This is a genomic window from Klebsiella sp. 4_1_44FAA, assembly GCF_000238715.1.
Lineage (GTDB): Bacteria > Pseudomonadota > Gammaproteobacteria > Enterobacterales > Enterobacteriaceae > Klebsiella > Klebsiella pneumoniae.
Window position 1 is genome coordinate 757,176 of sequence record NZ_JH414799.1, and the last position, 22,840, is coordinate 780,015.

Genomic DNA, 22,840 nt, shown 5'->3' on the forward strand with positions numbered 1-22,840 from the left:
CTGATACGAATAGCTATTGAGGCCGCAAATACTACCTTTGGCAGAATAGTTATGCAATATTTATGCGTTAAAAGTTAAATCTAAACCACGTTTAGCTTTAAAGTTAGCACAAAATATGGCCTGGTGGGTGAGGGGGGCGCAAATGTCGGCATTCCTGGGGCGAATACCGACATTTTACCGGGGTTATCGTTTCAGCGGCGTCGCTTCAACTCCGGAATCAGCGTTTCTCCAGACTCTGTCGCAGCGTCCCGGCTGGCGCATGGCTGTTGTTGCCGAGATAGCGAACGTCATCGACGGCCCAGCACTGGCCTTCCTGGATCATCAGCACTTCATCTTTCCAGCTCTGGGTGCCCTGTTTCAGATCGACGCGCAGCGGAATATTGCGCGCATCGCGGTTCGGGATGGTGGAGGCGCTGGCGACCACGGCGCTGTCTGCCGGGGTGCTGCTGCTGGAGAACGGATTAGCCTGCAGTAATTTGCTGTTGGCGGGATCCTGGCGGGCGTCATTGAGTAACTGCGCCAGGCCGTCGCTCAGATAGGGGCGCAGCGCCGCCGGATCCTGAGTACGATTCTGGATCTGGGTGTCGTAGAATTTTTGCGCTACGTCGTCAGGGCCGCCTTCGACGCAGGGGCCGCTGCGGGTGCCATTATCTTTATAGGCCGGGGTGACGGTCGTACAGGCGCTGAGCGCCAGCGCGCAAGGGAGAAGTACAGCAAAAAGTTTGTAGCGCATGATGATTTCCTTATAAGCGAACTACGTTTTCAGTTTCCGTTAAAGCATAGCGTATAGCGTGCGGATTGTACTTGACGCAAAGAGCTAAGATCTTGATGTGGCTACAGCCTTAGGGCGGGAAATCGGCACGGGGATGACAGAATTCCGTCAGGCGCTAAAAGGCAGGGCAGTATAAAAATAAACTTAATTTTCCCGTGAACAAGAAATATTACCCCGTAAAATAGGGAAATGGCTCTTGAAAGATAAGGGTAATTATTTCTTCTTATAGATGCGAGTGGCGACGTGCATTTTTTTATCCGTATTACCGGAGGAGGGGACAATGACGCCCCCCTTGTTCATTTGTTTTTTTAATCAGCTCTTCACGGGCATCGTTGGATGCGGTTTGACCAGTAGAGGAAATGGCGCCGATTTTGGTATATTGCGTATGGACTTTATCAAAAGCTGTTTTGTTAAAATCTCTGCGGAGACGGCATTGGCCGCTTAAAACAATGCTGTACCTGCCACTAAAGCTGCATATTTAATATTCTTAGCCCCTATTGTTTATCTCGCTATCATCATGCTCTTGTTTGCATTCACCAATGAATGATTCAGATTGAACTCACACTGCTTTTTGTAAGCAAAATGCTGCAATTTAATGACGGTTAGTTAACGCTTTTTAGCGAAAAGATGACGTATTTCGCAGTGCTGATGCTTGTTTTTTGAGCCGGTTACCCATCGGGAGCGGACCAGGCTATTTTCTTCGGTCGTTAGCTGAAAATCACCCTGAGAGGCCGGAGCTGAGGGGATAGGGCGCTGACAGACATTCCCGGTAACATGGTTTATCATATAGAAAAGCAGGGGCTGCGCCCATGGTCATGCAGGTCACCAGGGAGTTAAGATGTTAACAAATAAGCGAGAGCGCGCCCGGCAGCAGCGAGCCGCGTTGTGGGCCACCAGAGATAATGTCCAGCGCCATGCGCTGTCCATGAGTATGCCCTGGCTGGCCTTTGTCAATATCGCTTTTGCGTTAATGATTTTCTTCCGCAATTTTATCTTTACCTATTTTGATAAGAGGCTACTGACGCACCGGGCGGTTATTCCTTATATCGAAGCGGCGTTGATTGCGGTTATTATCATTTCGGCCATTTTAGTGATTATTGCCCTCACGCCGCGACTGGCGCAGGGACGATATACGTTGAATATCATCACCGGGCTGCTGCTGGCGCTCAGTCTGTGCTGGTCCCTGAGTAATTATTGTTTTATTTTTTTCTGGACCTTGCCCTTTGCCTGGCCGCTGCTGGTGATATTAATGACTACCGGCCTCACCGCGCTGTATCACCATTGGCCCGGCATAACCGCTTTTATGCTGCCGCTATGGGTGACCGCCTTGCTGGCGGGAATACAGCTCCACTATCACACCGAGATCCGCTTTTTGATCCTCTGGGCCATTTTTACCGCGATTTTGTTGTATGGCCGACGTATTTTGCAGCGCTGGTATGACGAAGCCTGGGATACCCACCAGGAGAATATGCAGCTTATTCAGCGGCTGGAAAGTATCGCCAACCAGGATGCCTTAACCGGAACCGCTAACCGTCGGGCGCTCAATGCTTACCTGGCGGCGATCTGGCAGCAAAAAACGCCGCTGGCGCTGATGATGATCGATGTCGATTATTTTAAGCGCTATAACGATCGCTATGGCCATCAGGCTGGTGATGAGTGCTTATCTTCTGTCGCGCAGGTGCTTAAAATGGCGGTCCGGGCGGAGGGCGATCTGGTGGCTCGCTACGGCGGCGAAGAGTTTGTCGTCGTGTTGCCCGGGGTGTCCTTAGCGCATGCCACCGCTATTGCCGAGCGCATTCAGCAGAAGATCCGCGAGGCAGGCCTACCGCACGCCGCTTCGGCGGTGGCGTCGGAGGTCACCGTGAGTATCGGGATCGTCGCCTCCGATGGCACGGTCCCGATAGAGACGCTGATCGCCCGGGCGGACAGTGCGCTGTATCAGGCGAAAAATAATGGACGTAATCAATGGTCTTATTAACCCGGAGACGCTGCCGGGCAAGGGAGAAGGGATGAAACGGATGATGCGGATCGTGCTGCTGGCGCTGCTGCTGACCGGCTGCGCTGGGGAAAAGGGCATTATCGATCGCGACGGATACCAGCTGGACACTCGTCATCCGGCGCAGGCTGCCTATCCGCGAATAAAGGTGTTAGTGATCCACTATACGGCTGACAATTTTGATGTCTCGCTGGCCACGTTGACCGATAAAGAGGTCAGCTCCCACTATTTAATTCCTGAACAGCCCCCGCGTTATCAGCATAAACCGCGGATCTGGCAGCTGGTGCCGGAAGAGGATTTAGCCTGGCACGCCGGGGTAAGCTATTGGCGCGGCAGTACGCGCATTAACGATACCTCCATTGGCATTGAGCTGGAGAACCGCGGCTGGCAGAAGACGGCGGGCGTCAAAAGTTTTACCCCCTTTCATCCGGAACAGATTGCGGCTCTGATCCCGCTGGCGCGCGATATCATCGCCCGCTACCACATCGCGCCGCAGAATGTGGTCGCCCATGCGGATATCGCCCCGCAGCGCAAAGACGATCCGGGGCCGTTATTCCCCTGGCAACAGCTGGCGCAGCAGGGGATCGGCGCCTGGCCTGACGAGCAGCGGGTGGCCTTTTATCTCAACGGGCGGCCGGCCAGCGAGCCAGTGGACCCCGAAATCGTACTGGATTTGCTCTCGCGCTATGGCTATCAGGTGACGCCGGAGATGACCCCCGCGCAGAAGAAGCGGGTGATTATCGCCTTCCAGATGCACTTCCGTCCGCAGCGCTGGGATGGGGTAGCGGATGCGCAAACCGAAGCGATAGCCGAGGCGCTGTTAGAAAAATATGGCCAGGGTTAGCGGTGTAGTTTACCGTGGTCGCGAAGCCAGGCGGCGGTGCGCACGATGCCGTCGTCAAGCGTCACCACCGGCTGATAGCCCAGCTCGTCCTGCGCGCGGGTGATATCGAGCGTAAAATCAAAGTTAAGCTTGGAGACGCCGTAGTGGGTAAACGCGGGTTCTTTGGCGGTTTTATCGCCAAAGCGCTCCATGCTGCGGGCGATAATATCCAGCATCGGATAGGGAACTGAGCGGATCCGGCATTTGATACCGAGCTCGTCGATCAATTTCTGCACGATGCTCCGCAAGGTGCGCGGTTCGCCGTTGCTGATATTCCACGCGCGGGCGGAGGGAAGATGATCGCAGGCCGGCTGGCTCGCCAGCCACATCGCATGTACGGCGTTTTCATAATAGGTCATGTCGACCAGCGCGCTGCCGCCGCGCGGGAGCAGGACGCTGCCATAATGCTGCATCATTTGCGCCAGCCGGGGGATAAAGACTTTGTCGTGCGGCCCAAACAGGCTCTGCGGCCGCAGAATGGTAAAACGGGTATGCGGGTTGGCCTGCGCCAGCAGGTTGATCACCTCCTCGCTGGCCGCCTTGCTGCGGGCAAACTCGTTGGCGAAGCGGTGTGGACGGAAATCTTCCTGGATATCACGATGATGGTGATAATCAAAATAGAGCGATGGCGAAGAGATATGGACGAAATTGCGCACTCCCCATGCCACTGACCATTCGCCCAGACGACGGGTGGCGCGGACGTTAGCGAGATCGAAAGCCTGCTGAGTGCCCCATGGCGAGGTAAAGCTGGAGCAGTGCCATAGGGTATCGATACCGGCGAGCATCACTTTAGCCTGCGAAGAGACCAGCTCGGTTAAATCTGCCGGGATGAATTCCGCCCCCATTTTGCTCAGAAGCTTGCCCATCGCTTCGTTGCGCCCGGTCGCTCGCACGCTGATGCCCTTGTTGCGCAGATATTCCACTGCGTTGCGGCCTAATCCGCTGGTCGCACCGGTAACCAGTACCTTCATATCACTCTACTGTCCCAGAAAAGAATTTCGTGCGCATTTTTCCGTGATTCTCCCGACTATGCAATGAGAATCATGAAAGAATAACGCTTATCCTTCGACTCTGCCTGAGATTTGTTCGGCCAGCCGGGCGATGCGTTGCGCCATACCGCGGAAAATAAACAGGTGCGCCGGGATCATCAGCAGCCAGTAGATCAGGCCTGGCATACCGTGCGGGTGCCACCAGGCGCGCACGTCCAGTTCACGACGATCGCCTTTATCGTTAATGGTAAAGCTTAATCGGCCCAGCCCGGGCGCTTTCATACCGAATAGCAGGGTGAGCTGTTTTTCTTCCTCCACGATAATTACCTTCCAGCTGTCGACCGTATCGCCGGTTTGCAGATAAGCGCGCCGCGGCCGCCCTTTGGCCAGCCGGTGGCCGACCAGCAGATCCATCGCGCCGCGGGTTTTCCACAGCAGATTGCCGAAAAAATACCCCTCTTCACCGCCGATTTGGTTAACGACCTGCCACAGGGCCTGGCGGCTTGCCTGAGTGGCGACGGTGCAACCTGCCTGCTTCGGATAGTAGCCGTACTCTGGTCGCCAGCGGGCGAAAGCCTGAGCGTCGTAGCCCCAGTCGCTGGAGTTTACTAACTGCTCTTCTTCTTTCAGCGTGCGGCGAACCGCCTGATCGAAGGGGATCAGCGTTTGCGGGATCAGCGCCCGCAGCGCCCGATCGTCAGCGATTAGATCGTGCTTCAGCCCCTGAATCAGCGCCTTGGCGATGGTCGGCGGCACCGAGGTGATGACATTGAGGAACCACACCGAGATCCAGCGCGTCGGCAGGGGAATGGGAATGAGCGGGCGATGTTTACCGCTGACGGCCATAAAGCGAATGAACTGCTGCTGATAGCTTAACACCTCCGGACCGGCGGCTTCGAAGACGCGGTGCGCATCGGAGGGATGATTCAGCAGCTCAACCAGGTCAACGAGCAGGTTTTCCAGCGCGACAGGGGTAGTACGCGAACGTACCCAGCGCGGAGGGGTTAGCACCGGCAGGTTATAAACCATGTCGCGCATCACCTCGAAGGCGGCGGAGCCGGCGCCGACGATAATCCCGGCCCGCAGCTCGGTCACCGGCACGCCCGACTCACGCAGGAGATCGCCGGTAATCTGACGAGCGCGCAGATGGTCGGACTGCTCCTGCGCCGGGGCCTGCAGCGAACTGAGAAATATCACCTGGCGCACTGATGACTGACGCAGGGCATCGCGCACATACGTCGCCACCCGCCGCTCATGGGCGATAAAATCACCGCCTTCGCCCATGCCGTGGACCAGATAATAAAGGGTATCGATACCGGTGAGTAGCGCAGGCAGGTCCTGCGGCTGATTGAGATCGACTGACCGGCAGGTAACGCCGGGCAAAGCGAGTTTTTGCAATCGGTCGATATGGCGTGCCGCCGCCAGCACCGGATAGCCCCGCGCGCTTAATGCGCGCACTAAATGCTGGCCAATATAGCCGCTGGCGCCGAGCACCAGAACTGATTGCGACACGCCTGACTCCTTAGCGTTGTAAAAAAGCCTGCCAGTGGGCGACCACCTCGCTCAGCTGCTGACGGTTGACATCCAGGTGAGTGACCAGACGGACAACAGGCGAGGCGTTAATCAATACCCCCTGCGCCTGCATAAACTTGCCGAGCGCCGGGGCCTGCTCTTCGCCGACGCGAACGAACAGCATGTTGGTATCGTGACGGGTGACGTCGGCGCCGATAGCGCGCAGCTGCTCTGCCATCCACGCGGCGTTGTCATGATCCTCCTGCAGGCGCTGCACGTTATTTTTCAGCGCGTACAGCCCGGCGGCGGCCAGGATGCCCGCCTGGCGCATCCCGCCGCCGACCATTTTCCGCCAGCGGACGGCGCGGCGAATGTACGCCTCGCTGCCGAGCAGCAGCGAGCCTACCGGAGCGCCAAGCCCCTTTGACAGGCAGATGGTGAAGGAGTCGCAGTATTGGGCGATATCGCGTAACTCGCAGCCGTAGGCCACCACGGCGTTAAAGATGCGCGCGCCGTCGATGTGCAGCGCCAGATTGCGCTGGCGGGTAAACGCCCAGGCTTCCTGCAGATAGTCGCGCGGCAGCACCTTACCGTTATGGGTGTTTTCCAGGCTCAGCAGGCGGGTGGGGGCAAAATGGATATCGTCGGGTTTGATTTTTTGCCGCCACTTTATCCAGCGGCAGCGAACCATCCGCCGCGGCGTCGATCGGCTGCGGCTGAATACTGCCGAGGACCGCCGCGCCGCCGGCTTCGTATAGATAGTTATGCGCCCCCTGGCCGACGATATACTCTTCGCCGCGCTGGCAATGGCTGAGCAGGCCAACGAGGTTGGCCTGGGTGCCGGTGGGTAGAAATAGCGCCGCTTCTTTGCCGGCCAGGTCGGCGGCATAGCGCTGCAGTTCATTGACGGTAGGGTCGTCGCCATACACATCGTCCCCGACCGGGGCGGCCATCATGGCCTCCAGCATGGCGCGCCCGGGACGGGTAACGGTATCACTGCGTAAATCGATCACGGCTTTTCCTTGGTCTGGTTCAACGTATTGCTTCTGTTTTACCTGAGCCAGTTGGTTTTCGCCAGTTCGATGACCTCATCGCCGCGCCCGCTGATGATCGCCCGCAGCATATACAGGCTAAAGCCTTTGGCCTGCTCCAGCTTGATCTGCGGCGGGATCGCCAGTTCCTCTTTGGCGACGACGACGTCGACCAGCACCGGACCGTCGGTGCGGAAGGCGGTCTGCAGCGCTTCATCCACCTCGGAGGCTTTTTCAACGCGTATACCTTTGATACCGCAGGCCTCGGCGATGCGGGCGAAGTTGGTATCGTGGAGCTCCGTACCGTCGGTGAGATAGCCCCCGGCCTTCATTTCCATCGCCACGAAGCCCAGCACGCTGTTGTTAAAGATGACAATCTTCACCGGCAGCTTCATCTGCGCCAGCGACAGAAAATCGCCCATCAGCATGCTGAACCCGCCGTCGCCGCACATGGCCACTACCTGCCGCTCCGGCGCAGTGGCCTTGGCGCCGATGGCCTGCGGCATGGCGTTGGCCATTGAGCCGTGGTTGAACGAGCCCAGCAGGCGGCGTTTACCATTCATTTTGAGATAGCGTGCCGCCCAGACGGTCGGGGTGCCGACATCACAGGTGAAAATGGCATCTTCATCGGCAAAATGACTGATCTGCTGCGCCAGATATTGCGGGTGAATGGCTTTATCGCTGGGTTTAGCCAGATCGTCGAGCCCTTTTCGCGCGTCGCGATAGTGCTCCAGCGCCTTATCGAGGAAGTGGCGATCGGTTTTCTCTTCCAGCAGCGGCAGCAGCGCCTTCAGCGTCGATTTAATATCGCCCACCAGCGCCATGTCGACCTTACTGTGTGCGCCGATGCTGCCGGGGTTGATGTCGATCTGGATAATTTTCGCGTCGGTTGGGTAGAAGGCGCGATAGGGGAACTGGGTGCCCAGCAGGATCAGGGTATCGGCGTTCATCATGGTGTGGAAGCCAGAAGAGAAGCCAATCAGCCCGGTCATGCCCACATCGTACGGGTTGTCGTACTCCACGTGCTCTTTGCCGCGCAGGGCGTGGACGATGGGGGCTTTAATTTTGGCTGCGAACTCCACCAGTTCCTGGTGGGCGCCGGCGCAACCGCTGCCGCACATGAGCGCGATATTGCTGGAGTAGCGAATAAGCTGCGCCAGCTTGCGCAGCTCTTCTTCCGCCGGGGTGACCGTCGGCAGCGGCGCATGATACCAGTGGCTGCTGGCGCTTTCCGGGGCGGCCTTCAGCGCCACATCGCCGGGTAGCACCACCACCGAGACGCCGCGGTTAATCACTGCCTTACGCATTGCCACTGCCAGCACCTGCGGGATCTGCTCCGGCGTGGAGACCAGTTCGCAGTAATGGCTGCACTCGCGGAACAGCTCCTGAGGATGGGTTTCCTGAAAATAGCCGCTGCCGATTTCGCTGGATGGGATGTGGGCGGCGATGGCCAGCACCGGGACATGGTTGCGATGACAGTCAAACAAACCGTTAATCAGGTGCAGGTTGCCCGGTCCGCAGGAGCCGGCGCAGACCGCCAGCTCGCCGGTCAGCTGCGCTTCCGCGCCAGCGGCGAAAGCGGCGACCTCTTCGTGCCGGGTGGGCATCCAGTCGATGGTGCCCATGCGGTTAAGGCTATCGCTCAATCCATTGAGGGAATCTCCGGTGACGCCCCAGATACGTTTCACGCCGGCCTGTTCCAGCGTTTTGGCAATGTATGCCGCCACGGTCTGTTTCATGATCTCCATCTCCTTTTTTTGATAACGCCTTCAAGCTTAGATGAAACTGACCGCAATGTAACCGATTACCCCTGATTTTTTGCTGGTTTTATTCCTCTCCGGCTGCGCATACTCTGGAAGTACACAGGATGCAAAACAGGATGCACATCAAATGGTTAAAGGATTGTTAAACACAGTAAATCGCAGGCTGTCGCATGATGACGCCGGTAAACTCTTGTTACGACTTGCCGTCGGCGGCTTAATGCTTTTCCATGGAATCCATAAGCTGATAGATGGTGTGGATGGCATTAGCGGGATGCTGGCGGCGCAGGGATTGCCCGGGTTTATCGCCTACGGTGTGCTGGTGGGGGAAGTGGTCGCTCCCTGCTTGTTAATTCTCGGCGTCCTGACCCGCCCGGCGGCGTTGGTGCTGGCGTTCACCATGGTGGTGGCGTGGCTGATGGTCGGCTTAGATAAGACGTTTGCGCTTGATGCGGTGGGAGCGTGGGCCATTGAGAATCTGGTCTATTTCTTTGTTGGCGCACTGGCGATTGCGCTACTCGGCGCGGGGCGTTATTCGCTGGCCGGTCAGTCGGCCTGGCGGTAAAAATGCCTCATTCGTCCTGGGGCGTAAAGTCGATACTGTTGGCGATTTGCAATTTTTTCAGTCCGGGAAAGCGTTTATCTCATGTCGCCTGAGCGTTTGTTTATTGTCGCCAGGGATTTTCCCGGAGGCGGCGCATTGCGCCTTCTCCGGGCTACCAAATCGCACAGCGCTGTAGCCCCGGTAAGCGGTAGCGCCACCGGGGATTTTGACCTCAGGCGAGAACCAGATCGCTCTGCGGATGACAGGAGCAGGCCAGCACATAGCCGTCGGCGATTTCGGCGTCGGTCAGCGTCATGGTGCTGGTGACGCTGTACTTCCCGGAAACCACTTTGGTTTTGCAGCAGCCGCAGACGCCGGCGCGGCAGGCGACGGTCACCGGCACTTTATTGCTCTCCAGCGCGTCGAGCAGCGTGGTGCCCACCGGCGCGTAAAACTCGCGCGCCGGCTGCAGTTTAGTAAATTTCAGCCCGCTGGTGGCGGCCTCAGCCACCGGGGTGAAGAATTTTTCCTTAAAGAAGCGGGTGACGCCCAGGGCGGCAACATCCTGCTCGACCTTCTCCATATAAGGCGCCGGGCCGCAGGTCATCACGGTGCGGCTGGCTAAATCCGGCACGCTCTGCAGCAGCTCCCGGGTCAGACGGCCGGCGACAAAACCGTGCGTCGCGTTGTGCTCCGCTACCAGGGTGACCGGGTAGTTGCGCCACTCTTCGGCAAAGATTACATCTTCCGGCGAACGCACGTTATAAATCACCTGTACGTCGGCCTGCGGTCGATGCTTAGCCAGCCAGCGGCGCATCGCCATGATCGGTGTAACGCCGCAACCGGCGGCCAGCAGCAGGAATTTATCTTCCGCTTTATCGTCGCAGGTAAACTCGCCCATCGCATCGGACAGCCAAAGGTAATCGCCGCGTTTGACCTCGCGGGTCAACCACTGCGAACCCGTACCCTCGTCAATACGGCGAACGGTCAGCGTAATGTATTCGCTGACCCCCGGCGTCGAGGAGAGGGTATAGGCGCGCAGCGTTTCCGCCGAGTTACGCACGCTAACCAGAGCGTACTGGCCAGCGCGGTACGGATAGTAATCGTGGCACAGCAGCGAAAGGGTCCACACGTCCGGGGTTTCCTGGTGAATGTGGTGAACCTGCATCCGCCACGGGCACTGGGAGGTTGGCATAGTCATCAGGGACTCCTTAAGCGCTCAGCAGCTGCTGCATATCTTGTTCCACGGTGGTCACGGAACGCAGACCAAACTTCTCATTGAGGACCGCCAGCAGATCCGGGGTGAAGAAACCTGGCGCCGTCGGACCGGTGACGATGTTTTTCACACCCAGCGACAGCAGCGTCAGCAGGATGACGATCGCTTTCTGTTCGAACCAGGAGAGCACCAGCGACAGCGGCAGATCGTTGACGCCACAGCCCAGTTTCTCCGCCAGCGTGACCGCCAGAATAATCGCCGAGTAAGCGTCATTACACTGCCCGGCGTCGACCAGGCGCGGCAGCCCTTCGATATCGCCAAAGTCCAGTTTGTTGAAGCGGTATTTACCACAGGCCAGGGTCAGGATCAGGCAGTCATCCGGCACGCTGGTTGCGAAATCGGTGAAGTAGTTACGCTCCCCGCGGGCGCCGTCGCAGCCGCCGACGAGGAAGATATGGCGCAGTTTTTCACGACTGACCAGATCGATCAGCGTATCCGCCGCGCCAAGCAGGGTCTGACGGCCAAAGCCGACGGTGATCAGATGCGGGATTTCGCTGTACGGGAAGCCCGCCATCTGCTGCGCCTGGGCAATGACCGGGGAGAAGTCTTCACCTTCCAGATGGTTCACACCCGGCCAGCCGACGATGCTGCGAGTCCAGATGCGGTCGTCGTAGGCGCCGACGGTCGGGTCGATGATGCAGTTAGAGGTCATCACGATGGGGCCCGGGAAGCGGGCGAACTCCACCTGCTGGTTTTGCCAGCCGCTGCCGTAGTTGCCAATCAGATGTTTGAATTTACGCAGCTCCGGATAGCCGTGAGCCGGCAGCATTTCGCCATGAGTATAGACGTTGACGCCGGTGCCTTCCGTCTGCTCCAGCAGGTTATACAGATCCTTCAGATCGTGGCCGGAGATCAGGATGCACTTCCCTTCGGTGGCTTTAACGTTGACCTGAGTCGGCGTCGGATGGCCGTATTTGGTCGTTTCACCGGCGTCGAGGATGCTCATCACTTTGAAGTTCATCTGGCCGATTTCCATCGAACATTCGAGCAGCGCATTCATATCCGCAGGCCAGGTGCCCAGCCATGCCATGATTTTATGGTACTGGGCATAGATAGCGTTGTCGTACTGGCCGAGCACGTGGGCGTGCTCCATATAGGCCGCCGCACCCTTCAGACCGTACAGGCACAGCAGGCGCAGACCGAGAATATTTTCGCCGATGGCGGCTTTATCTTTATTCGGGGTATAGTCCGCCGCCTGACGCTGCAGGTCGCCCAGATCGTCGCTGACCAGCTGCAGGTCGGCGACCGGGCTGTCGACCGCGGCGCTGGCATCGATCGCCAGGCATTGCGCTTTCAGCGCCTCACGCAGGGCAATTGCCTGGCGGGCGTAGCCGACGATGCGCGGGGAATCGAAGTTAACGTTAGTCAGGGTGGAGAAGAAGGCGCGGGGGGCAAAGCTGTCGACCTGATGATCGATAATGCCATATTCGCGCGCTTTAAGCGCCCAGGCGGACAGGCCTTGCAGTGACGCAATCAGCAGATCCTGCAGGTCCGAGGTTTCCGCTGTTTTACCGCACATCCCCTGCGCGTAAGAGCAGCCGTTGCCGGCTGGGGTACGAATGGTTTGTTCACATTGCACACAAAACATGGTCACACCTTTAAAGTTATATTTGATATACATGTTTAAGGTTATGCCGCGCGGCAACGGGTGAAAAGGTATTTCTAAGACAACTTAAAGGGAGATTGATTTAGCGCAAATTTGGCGGCAGGAGGGCTGCCGCCAACGGGTGCTCAGGCGGTAAAAAAGGCGATCAGGATCGGGACCAGCAAACTAAGCAGAAAACCGTGCACGATGGCGGCAGGGACGATTTCGACGCCGCCGGAACGCTGCAGTACCGGTAAGGTGAAGTCCATCGAGGTGGCGCCGCACAGCCCCAGCGCCGTGGAGCGGCTGCGGCGAATAAGGCCCGGAATTAACATGATGGCCAGCAGCTCGCGACAGAGATCGTTAAAGAACGCCGCGCTACCGATGACCGGGCCAAAGGATTCGGTGAGTAAAATACCGGAGAGCGAATACCAGCCGAAACCGCTGGCCATTGCCAGACCGGTCTTTAACGGCAGACCGAGAATAAAGGCGTTAAGTATCCCGCCGAGTAATGAACTGGCCGTAACCACCACGGCGACGATCATTCCCCGGCGGTTAAGGACTATTTGTCGCAGACTCATTCCATTATTGCGTAATTGGATACCGACGAGGAACAGGAGAAAAATCAACGTATATTCGCTGGCTTCTGTCGCGTGCTGTAAAAAAGGCAGTCTGGTCAGACCGAGCAGAAAACCGAGCACGACCACACCGCACAGCTGCAGCGATTCCAGGGCCATGGCCAGGCGCGAGGGTAATTTCTCCTGACGATGCTGACTGCGCCATGGCATTTTACTTTCCAGCCACAGCAGGGCGGCGATATTACACAGTAAAATGATAACCACGCTCACCGCGGCGTAATGCAATATTGCCAGCAGGTTGCTGGCCAGATTGTCGAGGAACGCCAGGCTGATACCCATAAAAAAAAGGATTACATAGACAATCCAGCTGAGCATGCGGTTTATCAGCTTTAGCGCGGAGGAGTGACGAAGAGGCAGTAAATAGCCGACGACCAGCGGCAACAGAATAATAAAGAGTCCCGAAAACATGAACGATGCAGCCCTTGCATGATGAGAATAGCGCCCATGACACTACCCAAATCACCGGGCCGAGTAAAGCTGTCGCCAGAAAGAAAAAGCCCGGAGACCCGGGCTTTGAAAAGCGTTAATCGCGTTTTTCCAGCAGGGTGCGATACAGCACGCCGCCGAGGATCCCACCGACGATTGGCATGACCCAGAACAGCCACAGCTGCTGCAGCGCCCAGCCGCCCTGGAAAATTGCCACCGCGGTGCTGCGCGCCGGGTTGACCGAGGTATTGGTGACTGGAATGCTGATCAAATGGATGAGGGTCAGCGCCAGGCCGATGGCGATGGGGGCAAAGCCCGCCGGCGCATGTTTATCGGTCGCGCCATGAATAACCAGCAGGAAGCCGCAGGTCAGGACAATTTCAATGACGATAGCCGACAGCATGGAGAAGCCGCCCGGGGAGTGTTCGCCATAGCCGTTGGAGGCAAAGCCGCTGGCGGCGGCATCAAAGCCGGCTTTACCGCTGGCAACCACGTACAGCACCGCCGCGGCAATAATTCCGCCGACCACCTGAGCGATAATATAGCCAATGACCTCTTTTGCCGGAAAACGGCCGCCGGCCCACAGGCCTAAGGTGACCGCCGGGTTGAAATGCCCCCCGGAAATATGGCCGACCGCAAACGCCATGGTTAATACCGTTAAGCCAAATGCCAGCGCGACGCCGGCAAAACCAATACCCAGCTCGGGGAAAGCCGCGGCGAGCACGGCGCTACCGCAGCCGCCAAATACAAGCCAGAAGGTGCCGAAGCATTCGGCTGCTAATTTTCTGAACATAACCACCTCAATTAAATTGTTTACGCGCACGAGCGGACCGTGCCGGTCTTTATTTATCGTGATAAGGGATGACGATAAAAATAAAGCGGCGTTATTCTAGAGATAATCGCCATCCCGGAGTCAGTTAAATATATTGATATTATTTGATTTAGGGCAAGGTGAGTGGATTCCTTTTGCCAGTTTAGCCTTTCCTTTATCCATGGAAGATTATCAATAGTGTAGATCATAACGCCTGAAATAAAACTATTTTGTTTGATGAATAATCAACGGCCGGTAATAGGCGATAAGTGAGTAATTTTATGAATATATTTAATCCGCTGAATATGAGCCACGGATGCGATTAAGCAGAGTGTCATCTTGCCTCCGCCCTCGCTATACTGTTGATTACTGAAGGAGAGTGGTGGTGTAGCGGAGGGGATATGCTTCTTGAGCGCGTAGAAATCGTCGGTTTTCGCGGTATCAATCGTTTGTCGTTGATGCTGGAGCAAAATAACGTCCTGATCGGGGAGAACGCGTGGGGGAAGTCCAGTCTGCTTGATGCGCTGACCCTGCTTTTGTCGCCGGAGTTCGATCTTTATCACTTTGTTCGCGATGATTTCTGGTTTCCCCCGGGCGACATCCAGGGGCGCGAACACCATTTGCATATTATCCTGACCTTCCGCGAAACGGAGCCAGGCCGCCATCGGGTCCGGCGTTTCCGTCCGCTTCAGCGCTGCTGGGTGCCTTGCGATGACGGGTATCACCGGGTGTTCTATCGCCTGGAGGGCGAGCTCGCCGAAGATGAGAGCGTGATGACCCTGCGGAGCTTTATCGATGGTGAAGGCGAAGCGTTGGTGCTGGAGGAGATTGATGAGCTGGCCCGACACCTGGTGCGTTTGATGCCGGTGCTGCGCCTGCGCGATGCGCGCTTTATGCGCCGCATCCATAACGGGACGGTACCGCACTCGCCGCAGATAGAGATCACCGCCCGTCAGCTGGATTTTCTCTCCCGCGAACTGGTCAGCCATCCGCAAAATTTATCGGACGGTCAGATCCGTCAGGGGCTATCGGCCATGGTGCAACTGCTTGAGCATTACTTTGCCGAGCAAAGCAGCGCTCAGACGCGGCATCGCCTGATGCGGCGGCGCTCCCATGATGAACAGCGCAGTTGGCGTTATCTGGATATTATCAACCGGATGATCGACAAGCCCGGCGGGCGCAGCCATCGGGTGATCCTGCTGGGGCTGTTTGCCACCCTCCTGCAGGCGAAAGGGACGGTGCGCCTCGATCGCGACGCGCGACCGCTGCTGTTGATTGAAGATCCCGAGACCCGTCTGCATCCGATCATGCTTTCCGTCGCCTGGCACCTGCTGAATTTGTTGCCGCTGCAGCGTGTGACCACCACCAACTCCGGAGAGCTGCTGTCCCTGACGCCGGTAGAGCAGGTCTGCCGGCTGGTGCGTGAGTCGACGCGGGTATCGGCGTGGCGGTTGGGGCCGGGCGGAATGAATGCCGAAGAGAGCCGGCGCATTGCTTTTCACATCCGCTTCAATCGCGCCTCATCGCTCTTCGCCCGCTGCTGGCTGCTGGTGGAGGGAGAGACGGAAACCTGGGTTATCAACGAACTGGCCCGGCAGTGCGGTCATCATTTTGATGCTGAAGGGGTTAAGGTGATCGAATTCGCCCAGTCCGGCCTGAAGCCATTGATCAAGTTTGCCCGCCGGATGGGGATCCAGTGGCACGTGCTGGTGGACGGCGATGAGGCGGGGAAAAAATATGCCGCGACGGTACGAGGTCTGCTTAATAACGATCGCGAGCTGGAGCGCGACCATCTGACCAGTCTGCCGGCGCTGGATATGGAACACTTTATGTATCGTCAGGGATTTGATGACGTTTATCATCGGGTGGCGCAGATCCCGGATAATGTCCCGATGAATATGCGGCGGGTGATCACCAAAGCCATCCATCGCTCATCCAAGCCGGACCTGGCGATTGAGGTGGCGATGGAGGCCGGCCGCCGTGGCGTGGACGCTGTGCCGACGCTGCTGAAGAAAATGTTCTCACGGGTGCTGTGGCTAGCCCGCGGTCGTGCCGATTAATCTCACCGCCGTCGTCATTTACGGCGGCACAAAGCTCTCCGGCAGCTAAACAAAACCTCATTGACACGAAAAATGGGTGTCCTGTTGCCAACGGGTTTCGATAGAATCACCGCCTGGAGCGGCAGGGAAACAGCAGGAATCGGAATATGAAAGTGAAGGGAAAACGCAGGACCGTCTGGTGGCTGTTGGCGATCGTTGTGCTGGGGCTGGCTATCTGGGGATGGCGGATCCTCAATGCGCCGCTGCCGAACTACCAGACGCTGGTAGTTCGCAAAGGGGATCTCCAGCAGAGCGTGCTGGCCACCGGCAAACTGGATGCCCTGCGAAAAGTTGACGTCGGCGCCCAGGTCAGCGGACAGCTGAAAACGCTGCACGTCAATATTGGCGATAAGGTTAAAAAGGATCAGTTGCTGGGGGTTATCGATCCGGAGCAGGCGCAAAACCAGATTAAAGAGGTGGAAGCGACGCTCATGGAGCTGCGCGCCCAGCTCAATCAGGCGCGCGCGGAGAGCAAACTGGCGCAAGTGACTCTGGCCCGTCAGCAGCAGCTGGCGCAGCGCCAGCTGGTCTCGCGGCAGGACCTTGATACCGCGGCCACCGATTTGGCGGTGAAACAGGCGCAGATCGGCACTATTGAAGCGCAAATAAAGCGTAACCAGGCGACGCTCGATACGGCGAAGACCAACCTCGATTACACGCGGATCCTGGCGCCGATGGCCGGCGAAGTGACGCAAATTACCACCCTGCAGGGACAGACAGTGATCGCCGCCCAGCAGGCGCCTAACATTCTGACGCTGGCGGATCTCAGCACCATGCTGGTTAAAGCGCAGGTCTCTGAAGCGGATGTCATCCACCTCAGACCGGGGCAAAAAGCGTGGTTTACCGTGCTGGGCGACCCGCTTACCCGTTATGAAGGTAAACTGAAAGACATTCTGCCGACGCCGGAAAAAGTGAATGACGCCATCTTCTATTATGCCCGCTTCGAGGTACCGAACCCGCAGGGGATCCTGCGCCTCGACATGACCGCGCAGGTGCACATTCAGCTGGCTGAGGTGAAGAACGTGATTACTATCCCGCTGAGCGCCCTGGGCGACGCGGTAGGCGATAACCGCTACCACGTTCGACTGTTGCGCACCGGTGAGGTCAAAGAGCGTGAGGTTATCATTGGCGCCCGCAATGATACCGACGTCGCAGTGGTGCAAGGTCTGGAAGAGGGCGACGAAGTGATCGTCGGCGAGAGCGCGAGCGGGGCGGCAAAATGACGGCGCTGCTTGAGCTGCGAGATATACGTCGCAGCTATCCTTCCGGCGACGGCAGCGTTGAGGTCCTGAAGGGGATCACCCTCAGCATCCATGCGGGTGAGATGGTGGCGATCGTCGGGGCCTCCGGCTCGGGAAAATCGACGCTGATGAATATCCTTGGCTGCCTCGACAAACCCACCAGCGGCACCTATCGGGTAGCGGGAACCGATATCGCGCAGCTGGATGGCGATGCGCTGGCCCGTCTGCGGCGGGAACACTTTGGCTTTATCTTTCAACGCTACCATCTGCTGTCCCATCTGACCGCCGCGCAGAATGTCGAAGTGCCGGCGGTGTATGCCGGCAGTGAACGGCGCGCGCGCCTGGCGCGCGCTCATGAGCTGCTGGTGCGGCTGGGGCTGGGCGAGCGCGCCGACTATCAACCATCACAGTTGTCCGGCGGTCAGCAGCAGCGGGTCAGTATCGCCCGCGCCCTGATGAATGGCGGGGAGGTGATCCTCGCTGATGAACCGACCGGCGCGCTGGACAGCCATTCCGGCGAAGAGGTAATGGCGATCCTGCACCAGCTAAAAGCGCAGGGGCACACGGTCATCATTGTGACCCACGATCCGCAGGTCGCCGCTCAGGCGGAGCGGATCGTCGAGATCCGCGATGGCGAGATCGTCCGCAACCCGCCCGCCAGCCGCCAGGGCGGCGGACTGCGCGCCCGTCCGCAGGCGGAGCCTTCGGCGTGGCGTCAGTTTACCAGCGGCTTTCGCGAAGCGCTGGTGATGGCCTGGCGAGCGATGGCGGCGAATAAAATGCGTACCCTGCTGACCATGCTCGGGATTATTATCGGTATTGCCTCGGTGGTGTCGATCGTGGTGGTGGGGGATGCCGCCAAGCAGATGGTGCTGGCGGATATTCGCGCCATCGGCACCAATACCATTGATGTGTATCCTGGTAAGGATTTTGGCGACGACGACCCGCGCTATCAGCAGGCGCTGAAGTATGACGATTTGCTGGCGATCCAGAAGCAGCCGTGGGTGCGCTCCGCCACGCCGGCGGTTTCAAAAAGCCTGCGCCTGCGCGCCAACAATATTGACGTTGCCGCCAGCGCGGAGGGGGTCGGTCCGCAGTATTTTAATGTCTACGGCATGACCTTTAGCGAAGGTAATACCTTCAATGAACTGCAGCTCAACAGTCGGGCACAGGTGGTAGTGCTCGACAGCAATACCCGTCGGCAGCTGTTTCCCAATAAAGCGAAAGTGGTGGGAGAGGTGATTCTGGTGGGCAATATGCCGGCCACGGTGATTGGCGTTGCGGATGAAAAGCAGTCGATGTTCGGCAGCAGCAAAATTCTCCGCGTCTGGTTGCCCTACACCACCATGGCGGGAAGAGTAATGGGCCAGTCGTGGCTGAACTCCATCACTGTGCGCGTTCATGAAGGCTACGACAGTGAAACCGCAGAGAAACAGCTGCTGCGTCTGCTGGAGCTGCGGCATGGTAAAAAAGATGTATTCACCTGGAATATGGACAGCGTCTTGAAAACCGCCGAAAGGACCACACATACCTTACAGCTGTTCCTGACATTGGTGGCGGTGATTGCCCTGGTGGTCGGCGGGATTGGCGTAATGAATATTATGCTGGTGTCGGTGACCGAACGAACCCGGGAGATCGGCATCCGCATGGCGGTTGGCGCCCGGGCCAGCGATGTGCTGCAGCAGTTTCTCATTGAAGCGGTGCTGGTTTGCCTGGTCGGTGGCGCGCTGGGCGTAGCATTGTCGCTGATGATCGCCTTTATTTTACAGCTGTTTCTCCCCGGCTGGGAGATTGGTTTTTCTCCGCTGGCGCTGCTGACGGCGTTTCTCTGTTCGACGCTGACCGGGGTGCTGTTTGGTTGGCTGCCTGCGCGCAACGCGGCGCGGCTCGATCCGGTGGATGCCCTGGCGCGAGAATAGGCGGGGCGAGAAATAAAAATGCCAGTCAGAAGGACTGGCATTTTATTAGCAGGATGTACACAATGAAGCAAAAGAGTTATGCAGCCGTTTCCGCTTCCACAGGGACGATCACGCTGGCGTGGTTGCCTTTTGGCCCCTGGTGAACATCAAACCGAACGGCTTGTCCGGCTTTTAGCGTTCTGTAACCATCCATCTGGATGGTGGAGTAATGGGCGAAAATGTCTTCGCCGCCGCCCTCAGGGCAGATAAAACCGAACCCTTTGGCATTGTTGAACCACTTAACAGTACCCATTTCCATACTTCGACATCCTTCGTAAATCTTTATTAGTAAGATGGAATGAACCGGTGGTGGAGTGACGAGTTGTTCAATTGCTCGCCAACTCTCGCCACTACAATTTAGAGAAATACGAAAACGCGTCAAGCGATTGAGGAGGGGGAACGGCGAAAAATGCGTCAAAATTTGAAGCAGTTAACGCTATTGCCGGGGAATGTGACAGCCGTCGCGGATAGAAGCGATAGATGATAGTTATCTATGATCTATTGTAGATTTGTGATGAGCATAACCTCTGGTCATCGACAGGCCTCCGCCTGTTGGCAACAGCAACCGATGATGAACACTGACGATGAGTAAGAGAGATTGGCTGGACTTCGAGCACCTGGTTGACGACGAAGTTCGTGATGCGATTAAACCGCCATCTATGTATAAAGTGATATTGGTCAATGATGACTACACTCCGATGGAGTTTGTTATTGACGTGTTACAAAAATTCTTTTCTTATGATGTTGAACGTGCAACGCAACTGATGCTCACGGTTCACTATGAAGGTAAGGCGATTTGTGGCGTGTTTACCGCGGAAGTGGCGGAGACCAAAGTCGCTATGGTGAATCAGTACGCGAGGGAGAACGAGCATCCATTGCTGTGTACGCTGGAAAAAGCCTGAATACAGGCATGAAAATTGGGGGAGGTGCCTATGCTCAATCAAGAACTGGAACTCAGTTTAAATATGGCTTTCGCCAGAGCGCGCGAGCACCGTCATGAGTTTATGACCGTCGAGCACTTGCTGCTGGCTCTGCTAAGCAACCCCTCGGCCCGTGAGGCCCTGGAAGCGTGTTCAGTGGACCTGGTGGCATTGCGTCAGGAACTTGAAGCCTTCATCGAACAAACCACACCCGTTCTGCCAGCCACGGAAGAAGAGCGCGACACCCAGCCGACGCTAAGCTTCCAGCGTGTGCTGCAGCGCGCCGTCTTCCACGTACAATCTTCTGGCCGCAGCGAAGTGACCGGCGCCAACGTGCTGGTGGCGATTTTCAGCGAGCAGGAGTCGCAGGCCGCCTACCTGCTGCGTAAACATGAAGTGAGCCGTCTTGATGTGGTGAACTTCATTTCTCATGGTACACGCAAAGACGAGCCGAGCCAGTCTTCCGATAACAGCGGAAGCCAGCCTGGCAATGAAGAGCAAGCCGGCGGGGAGGAACGTATGGAAAACTTCACCACCAACCTCAATCAGCTTGCTCGCGTCGGCGGCATTGATCCTCTGATCGGCCGTGAAAAAGAGCTGGAGCGCGCGATTCAGGTCCTGTGCCGTCGGCGGAAAAATAACCCGCTGCTGGTGGGGGAATCCGGCGTCGGTAAAACCGCGATCGCCGAAGGCCTTGCCTGGCGTATTGTGCAGGGCGATGTGCCGGAAGTGATGGCCGACTGCACTATCTACTCGCTCGACATTGGCTCTTTGCTGGCAGGGACCAAATATCGTGGCGATTTTGAAAAACGCTTCAAAGCGTTGCTCAAACAGCTGGAGCAGGATACCAACAGCATCCTGTTTATTGATGAAATCCACACCATTATCGGTGCGGGGGCGGCGTCTGGCGGCCAGGTCGATGCGGCTAACCTGATCAAACCGCTGCTTTCCAGCGGCAAGATCCGGGTGATCGGCTCCACCACTTACCAGGAGTTCAGCAACATCTTTGAAAAAGATCGTGCGCTGGCCCGCCGTTTCCAGAAGATCGATATTACCGAACCGTCGGTGGAAGAGACGGTCCAGATTATCAACGGCCTGAAGCCGAAGTACGAAGCGCACCATGATGTGCGTTATACCGCCAAAGCGGTGCGTGCGGCGGTTGAACTGGCGGTGAAATACATTAACGATCGTCATCTGCCGGATAAGGCGATTGACGTCATTGACGAAGCGGGCGCGCGGGCGCGCTTAATGCCGGTCAGCAAGCGTAAGAAAACGGTTAACGTGGCGGATATCGAATCAGTGGTGGCGCGCATTGCGCGGATCCCTGAGAAGAGCGTCTCCCGCAGCGATCGCGACACGCTGAAAAACCTGGGCGACCGTCTGAAAATGCTGGTCTTTGGACAGGATAAAGCCATCGAGGCGCTGACCGAGGCTATTAAAATGGCGCGCGCCGGGCTGGGCCATGAGCACAAGCCGGTGGGATCGTTCCTGTTCGCCGGGCCGACCGGGGTCGGGAAAACCGAAGTGACCGTCCAGCTGGCGAAGGCGTTGGGTATTGAGCTGCTGCGCTTTGACATGTCCGAATATATGGAACGTCATACCGTCAGCCGTTTGATCGGGGCGCCTCCGGGCTACGTCGGCTTCGATCAGGGCGGGCTGCTGACCGATGCGGTGATTAAACATCCGCACGCGGTATTGCTGCTTGATGAGATCGAAAAAGCGCATCCGGACGTGTTCAACCTGCTGCTGCAGGTGATGGATAACGGGACGCTGACCGATAATAACGGCCGTAAAGCGGACTTCCGCAACGTGGTGCTGGTGATGACCACCAACGCTGGGGTGCGGGAAACCGAGCGTAAATCGATTGGCCTTATTCAGCAGGACAACAGTCCGGATGCGATGGATGAGATCAAAAAGATCTTTACGCCGGAGTTCCGTAACCGCCTCGACAACATCATCTGGTTCGATCATTTGTCTACCACGGTGATCCATCAGGTTGTCGACAAGTTTATCGTCGAGCTGCAGGTCCAGCTGGACCAGAAAGGCGTCTCCCTGGAAGTGAGTCAGGAAGCGCGCGACTGGCTGGCGACGAAAGGCTACGATCGGGCGATGGGGGCACGTCCAATGGGACGCGTCATTCAGGACAACCTGAAAAAACCGCTGGCGAACGAGCTGCTGTTTGGCTCGCTGGTCGACGGTGGTCAGGTCACTGTCTCTCTGGACAGCGACAAAAATACGCTGACTTACGACTTCCAGAGCGCGCCGAAGCACAAACCGGAAGCGGCCCACTAAGGCGATATCTTCAATGTAAAAAACCGGCCAGGGGCCGGTTTTTTTTGCTGACGGCAGAAATGAAAAGACCGGGAATTATCCCGGCCTTCAGCATCTGACGCCTTAGG

At 57.3% G+C, this 22,840-nt stretch carries 17 protein-coding genes and 1 pseudogene; 8 read left to right on the forward strand and 10 right to left on the reverse strand.

All coding sequences use genetic code 11. The annotated features are described in order from the left end of the window. Positions 1-217 precede the first annotated feature (217 nt). A complete protein-coding gene (locus tag HMPREF1024_RS16870) occupies positions 218-733 on the reverse strand; it encodes a lipoprotein (RefSeq protein ID WP_002896394.1) in 516 nt (171 codons plus the stop codon). Between the two features lie 877 nt (positions 734-1,610). Between HMPREF1024_RS16870 and HMPREF1024_RS16865 the strand changes: the two genes are divergently transcribed. Together HMPREF1024_RS16865 and HMPREF1024_RS16860 are read left to right on the forward strand one after the other, a co-directional pair. Then, positions 1,611-2,750, forward strand: coding sequence for a GGDEF domain-containing protein (locus HMPREF1024_RS16865; protein WP_004183512.1), 1,140 nt, complete (start codon positions 1,611-1,613; stop codon positions 2,748-2,750). 31 nt (positions 2,751-2,781) lie between these two features. Next, positions 2,782-3,612 carry an N-acetylmuramoyl-L-alanine amidase gene (locus tag HMPREF1024_RS16860; protein WP_004209681.1) on the forward strand — a complete coding sequence of 277 codons (831 nt, stop codon included), beginning with the start codon at positions 2,782-2,784 and terminating at the stop codon, positions 3,610-3,612. On the opposite strand, the gene HMPREF1024_RS16855 is transcribed toward HMPREF1024_RS16860, so the two are convergent. The 4 genes and pseudogenes from HMPREF1024_RS16855 to poxB form a co-directional block, all read right to left on the reverse strand. Further along, the gene (locus tag HMPREF1024_RS16855) at positions 3,609-4,622 is read right to left on the reverse strand and encodes an NAD(P)-dependent oxidoreductase (RefSeq protein ID WP_002896399.1); all 1,014 of its coding nucleotides are present in this window, start codon (positions 4,620-4,622) and stop codon (positions 3,609-3,611) included. The two genes, HMPREF1024_RS16860 and HMPREF1024_RS16855, sit on opposite strands and share 4 nt — an antisense overlap. An 87-nt stretch (positions 4,623-4,709) precedes the next feature. Then, entirely contained in the window at positions 4,710-6,152 is a 1,443-nt protein-coding gene (locus HMPREF1024_RS16850) for an SDR family oxidoreductase (protein WP_009308244.1), read from the reverse strand. Between the two features lie 10 nt (positions 6,153-6,162). Further along, positions 6,163-7,165, reverse strand: a pseudogene (gene ltaE / locus HMPREF1024_RS0126170) (low-specificity L-threonine aldolase). A 38-nt stretch (positions 7,166-7,203) separates the two neighbouring features. Beyond that, entirely contained in the window at positions 7,204-8,922 is a 1,719-nt protein-coding gene (gene poxB / locus HMPREF1024_RS16845) for a ubiquinone-dependent pyruvate dehydrogenase (protein WP_004176700.1), read from the reverse strand. A 151-nt stretch (positions 8,923-9,073) separates the two neighbouring features. Between poxB and HMPREF1024_RS16840 the strand changes: the two genes are divergently transcribed. Then, complete coding sequence (locus HMPREF1024_RS16840; protein WP_002896408.1) at positions 9,074-9,508, forward strand: DoxX family protein; 435 nt, start codon at positions 9,074-9,076, stop codon at positions 9,506-9,508. 211 nt (positions 9,509-9,719) lie between these two features. On the opposite strand, the gene hcr is transcribed toward HMPREF1024_RS16840, so the two are convergent. The 4 genes from hcr to aqpZ form a co-directional block, all read right to left on the reverse strand. Continuing rightward, positions 9,720-10,688 carry an NADH oxidoreductase gene (gene hcr / locus HMPREF1024_RS16835; RefSeq protein ID WP_004147771.1) on the reverse strand — a complete coding sequence of 323 codons (969 nt, stop codon included), beginning with the start codon at positions 10,686-10,688 and terminating at the stop codon, positions 9,720-9,722. 10 nt (positions 10,689-10,698) lie between these two features. Then, positions 10,699-12,351 (reverse strand): hydroxylamine reductase, encoded by a 1,653-nt coding sequence (gene hcp / locus HMPREF1024_RS16830; RefSeq protein ID WP_004176696.1) that lies wholly within the window; start codon positions 12,349-12,351, stop codon positions 10,699-10,701. Positions 12,352-12,494: 143 nt separating this feature from the next. Then, complete coding sequence (locus tag HMPREF1024_RS16825; RefSeq protein ID WP_004147773.1) at positions 12,495-13,394, reverse strand: lysine exporter LysO family protein; 900 nt, start codon at positions 13,392-13,394, stop codon at positions 12,495-12,497. A 115-nt stretch (positions 13,395-13,509) separates the two neighbouring features. After that, entirely contained in the window at positions 13,510-14,205 is a 696-nt protein-coding gene (aqpZ, locus tag HMPREF1024_RS16820; RefSeq protein ID WP_002896434.1) for an aquaporin Z, read from the reverse strand. Positions 14,206-14,624: 419 nt separating this feature from the next. Between aqpZ and HMPREF1024_RS16815 the strand changes: the two genes are divergently transcribed. The 3 genes from HMPREF1024_RS16815 (at position 14,625) to macB (ending at position 19,482) form a co-directional block, all read left to right on the forward strand. Next, positions 14,625-16,283: an ATP-dependent endonuclease gene (locus tag HMPREF1024_RS16815; RefSeq protein ID WP_009308247.1), complete on the forward strand. Its 1,659-nt coding sequence runs from the start codon at positions 14,625-14,627 to the stop codon at positions 16,281-16,283. 146 nt (positions 16,284-16,429) lie between these two features. Continuing rightward, positions 16,430-17,545, forward strand: coding sequence for a macrolide transporter subunit MacA (gene macA / locus HMPREF1024_RS16810; protein WP_002896440.1), 1,116 nt, complete (start codon positions 16,430-16,432; stop codon positions 17,543-17,545). Next, the gene (gene macB, locus HMPREF1024_RS16805) at positions 17,542-19,482 is read left to right on the forward strand and encodes a macrolide ABC transporter ATP-binding protein/permease MacB (protein WP_004150848.1); all 1,941 of its coding nucleotides are present in this window, start codon (positions 17,542-17,544) and stop codon (positions 19,480-19,482) included. Before macA ends, macB begins: the two co-directional genes overlap by 4 nt. Positions 19,483-19,558: 76 nt before the next feature. Here the strand turns inward: macB and cspD are convergent, their stop codons facing one another. After that, positions 19,559-19,780, reverse strand: a complete 222-nt coding sequence (gene cspD, locus HMPREF1024_RS16800; RefSeq protein WP_002896516.1) for a cold shock-like protein CspD — start codon at positions 19,778-19,780, stop codon at positions 19,559-19,561. A 325-nt stretch (positions 19,781-20,105) separates the two neighbouring features. Here cspD and clpS point away from each other — a divergent pair, with 325 nt between their 5' ends. Next, positions 20,106-20,423, forward strand: coding sequence for an ATP-dependent Clp protease adapter ClpS (gene clpS, locus HMPREF1024_RS16795; RefSeq protein WP_002896520.1), 318 nt, complete (start codon positions 20,106-20,108; stop codon positions 20,421-20,423). 30 nt (positions 20,424-20,453) lie between these two features. Then, entirely contained in the window at positions 20,454-22,733 is a 2,280-nt protein-coding gene (gene clpA, locus HMPREF1024_RS16790) for an ATP-dependent Clp protease ATP-binding subunit ClpA (RefSeq protein ID WP_002896522.1), read from the forward strand. The last annotated feature ends 107 nt before the right edge of the window (positions 22,734-22,840 follow it).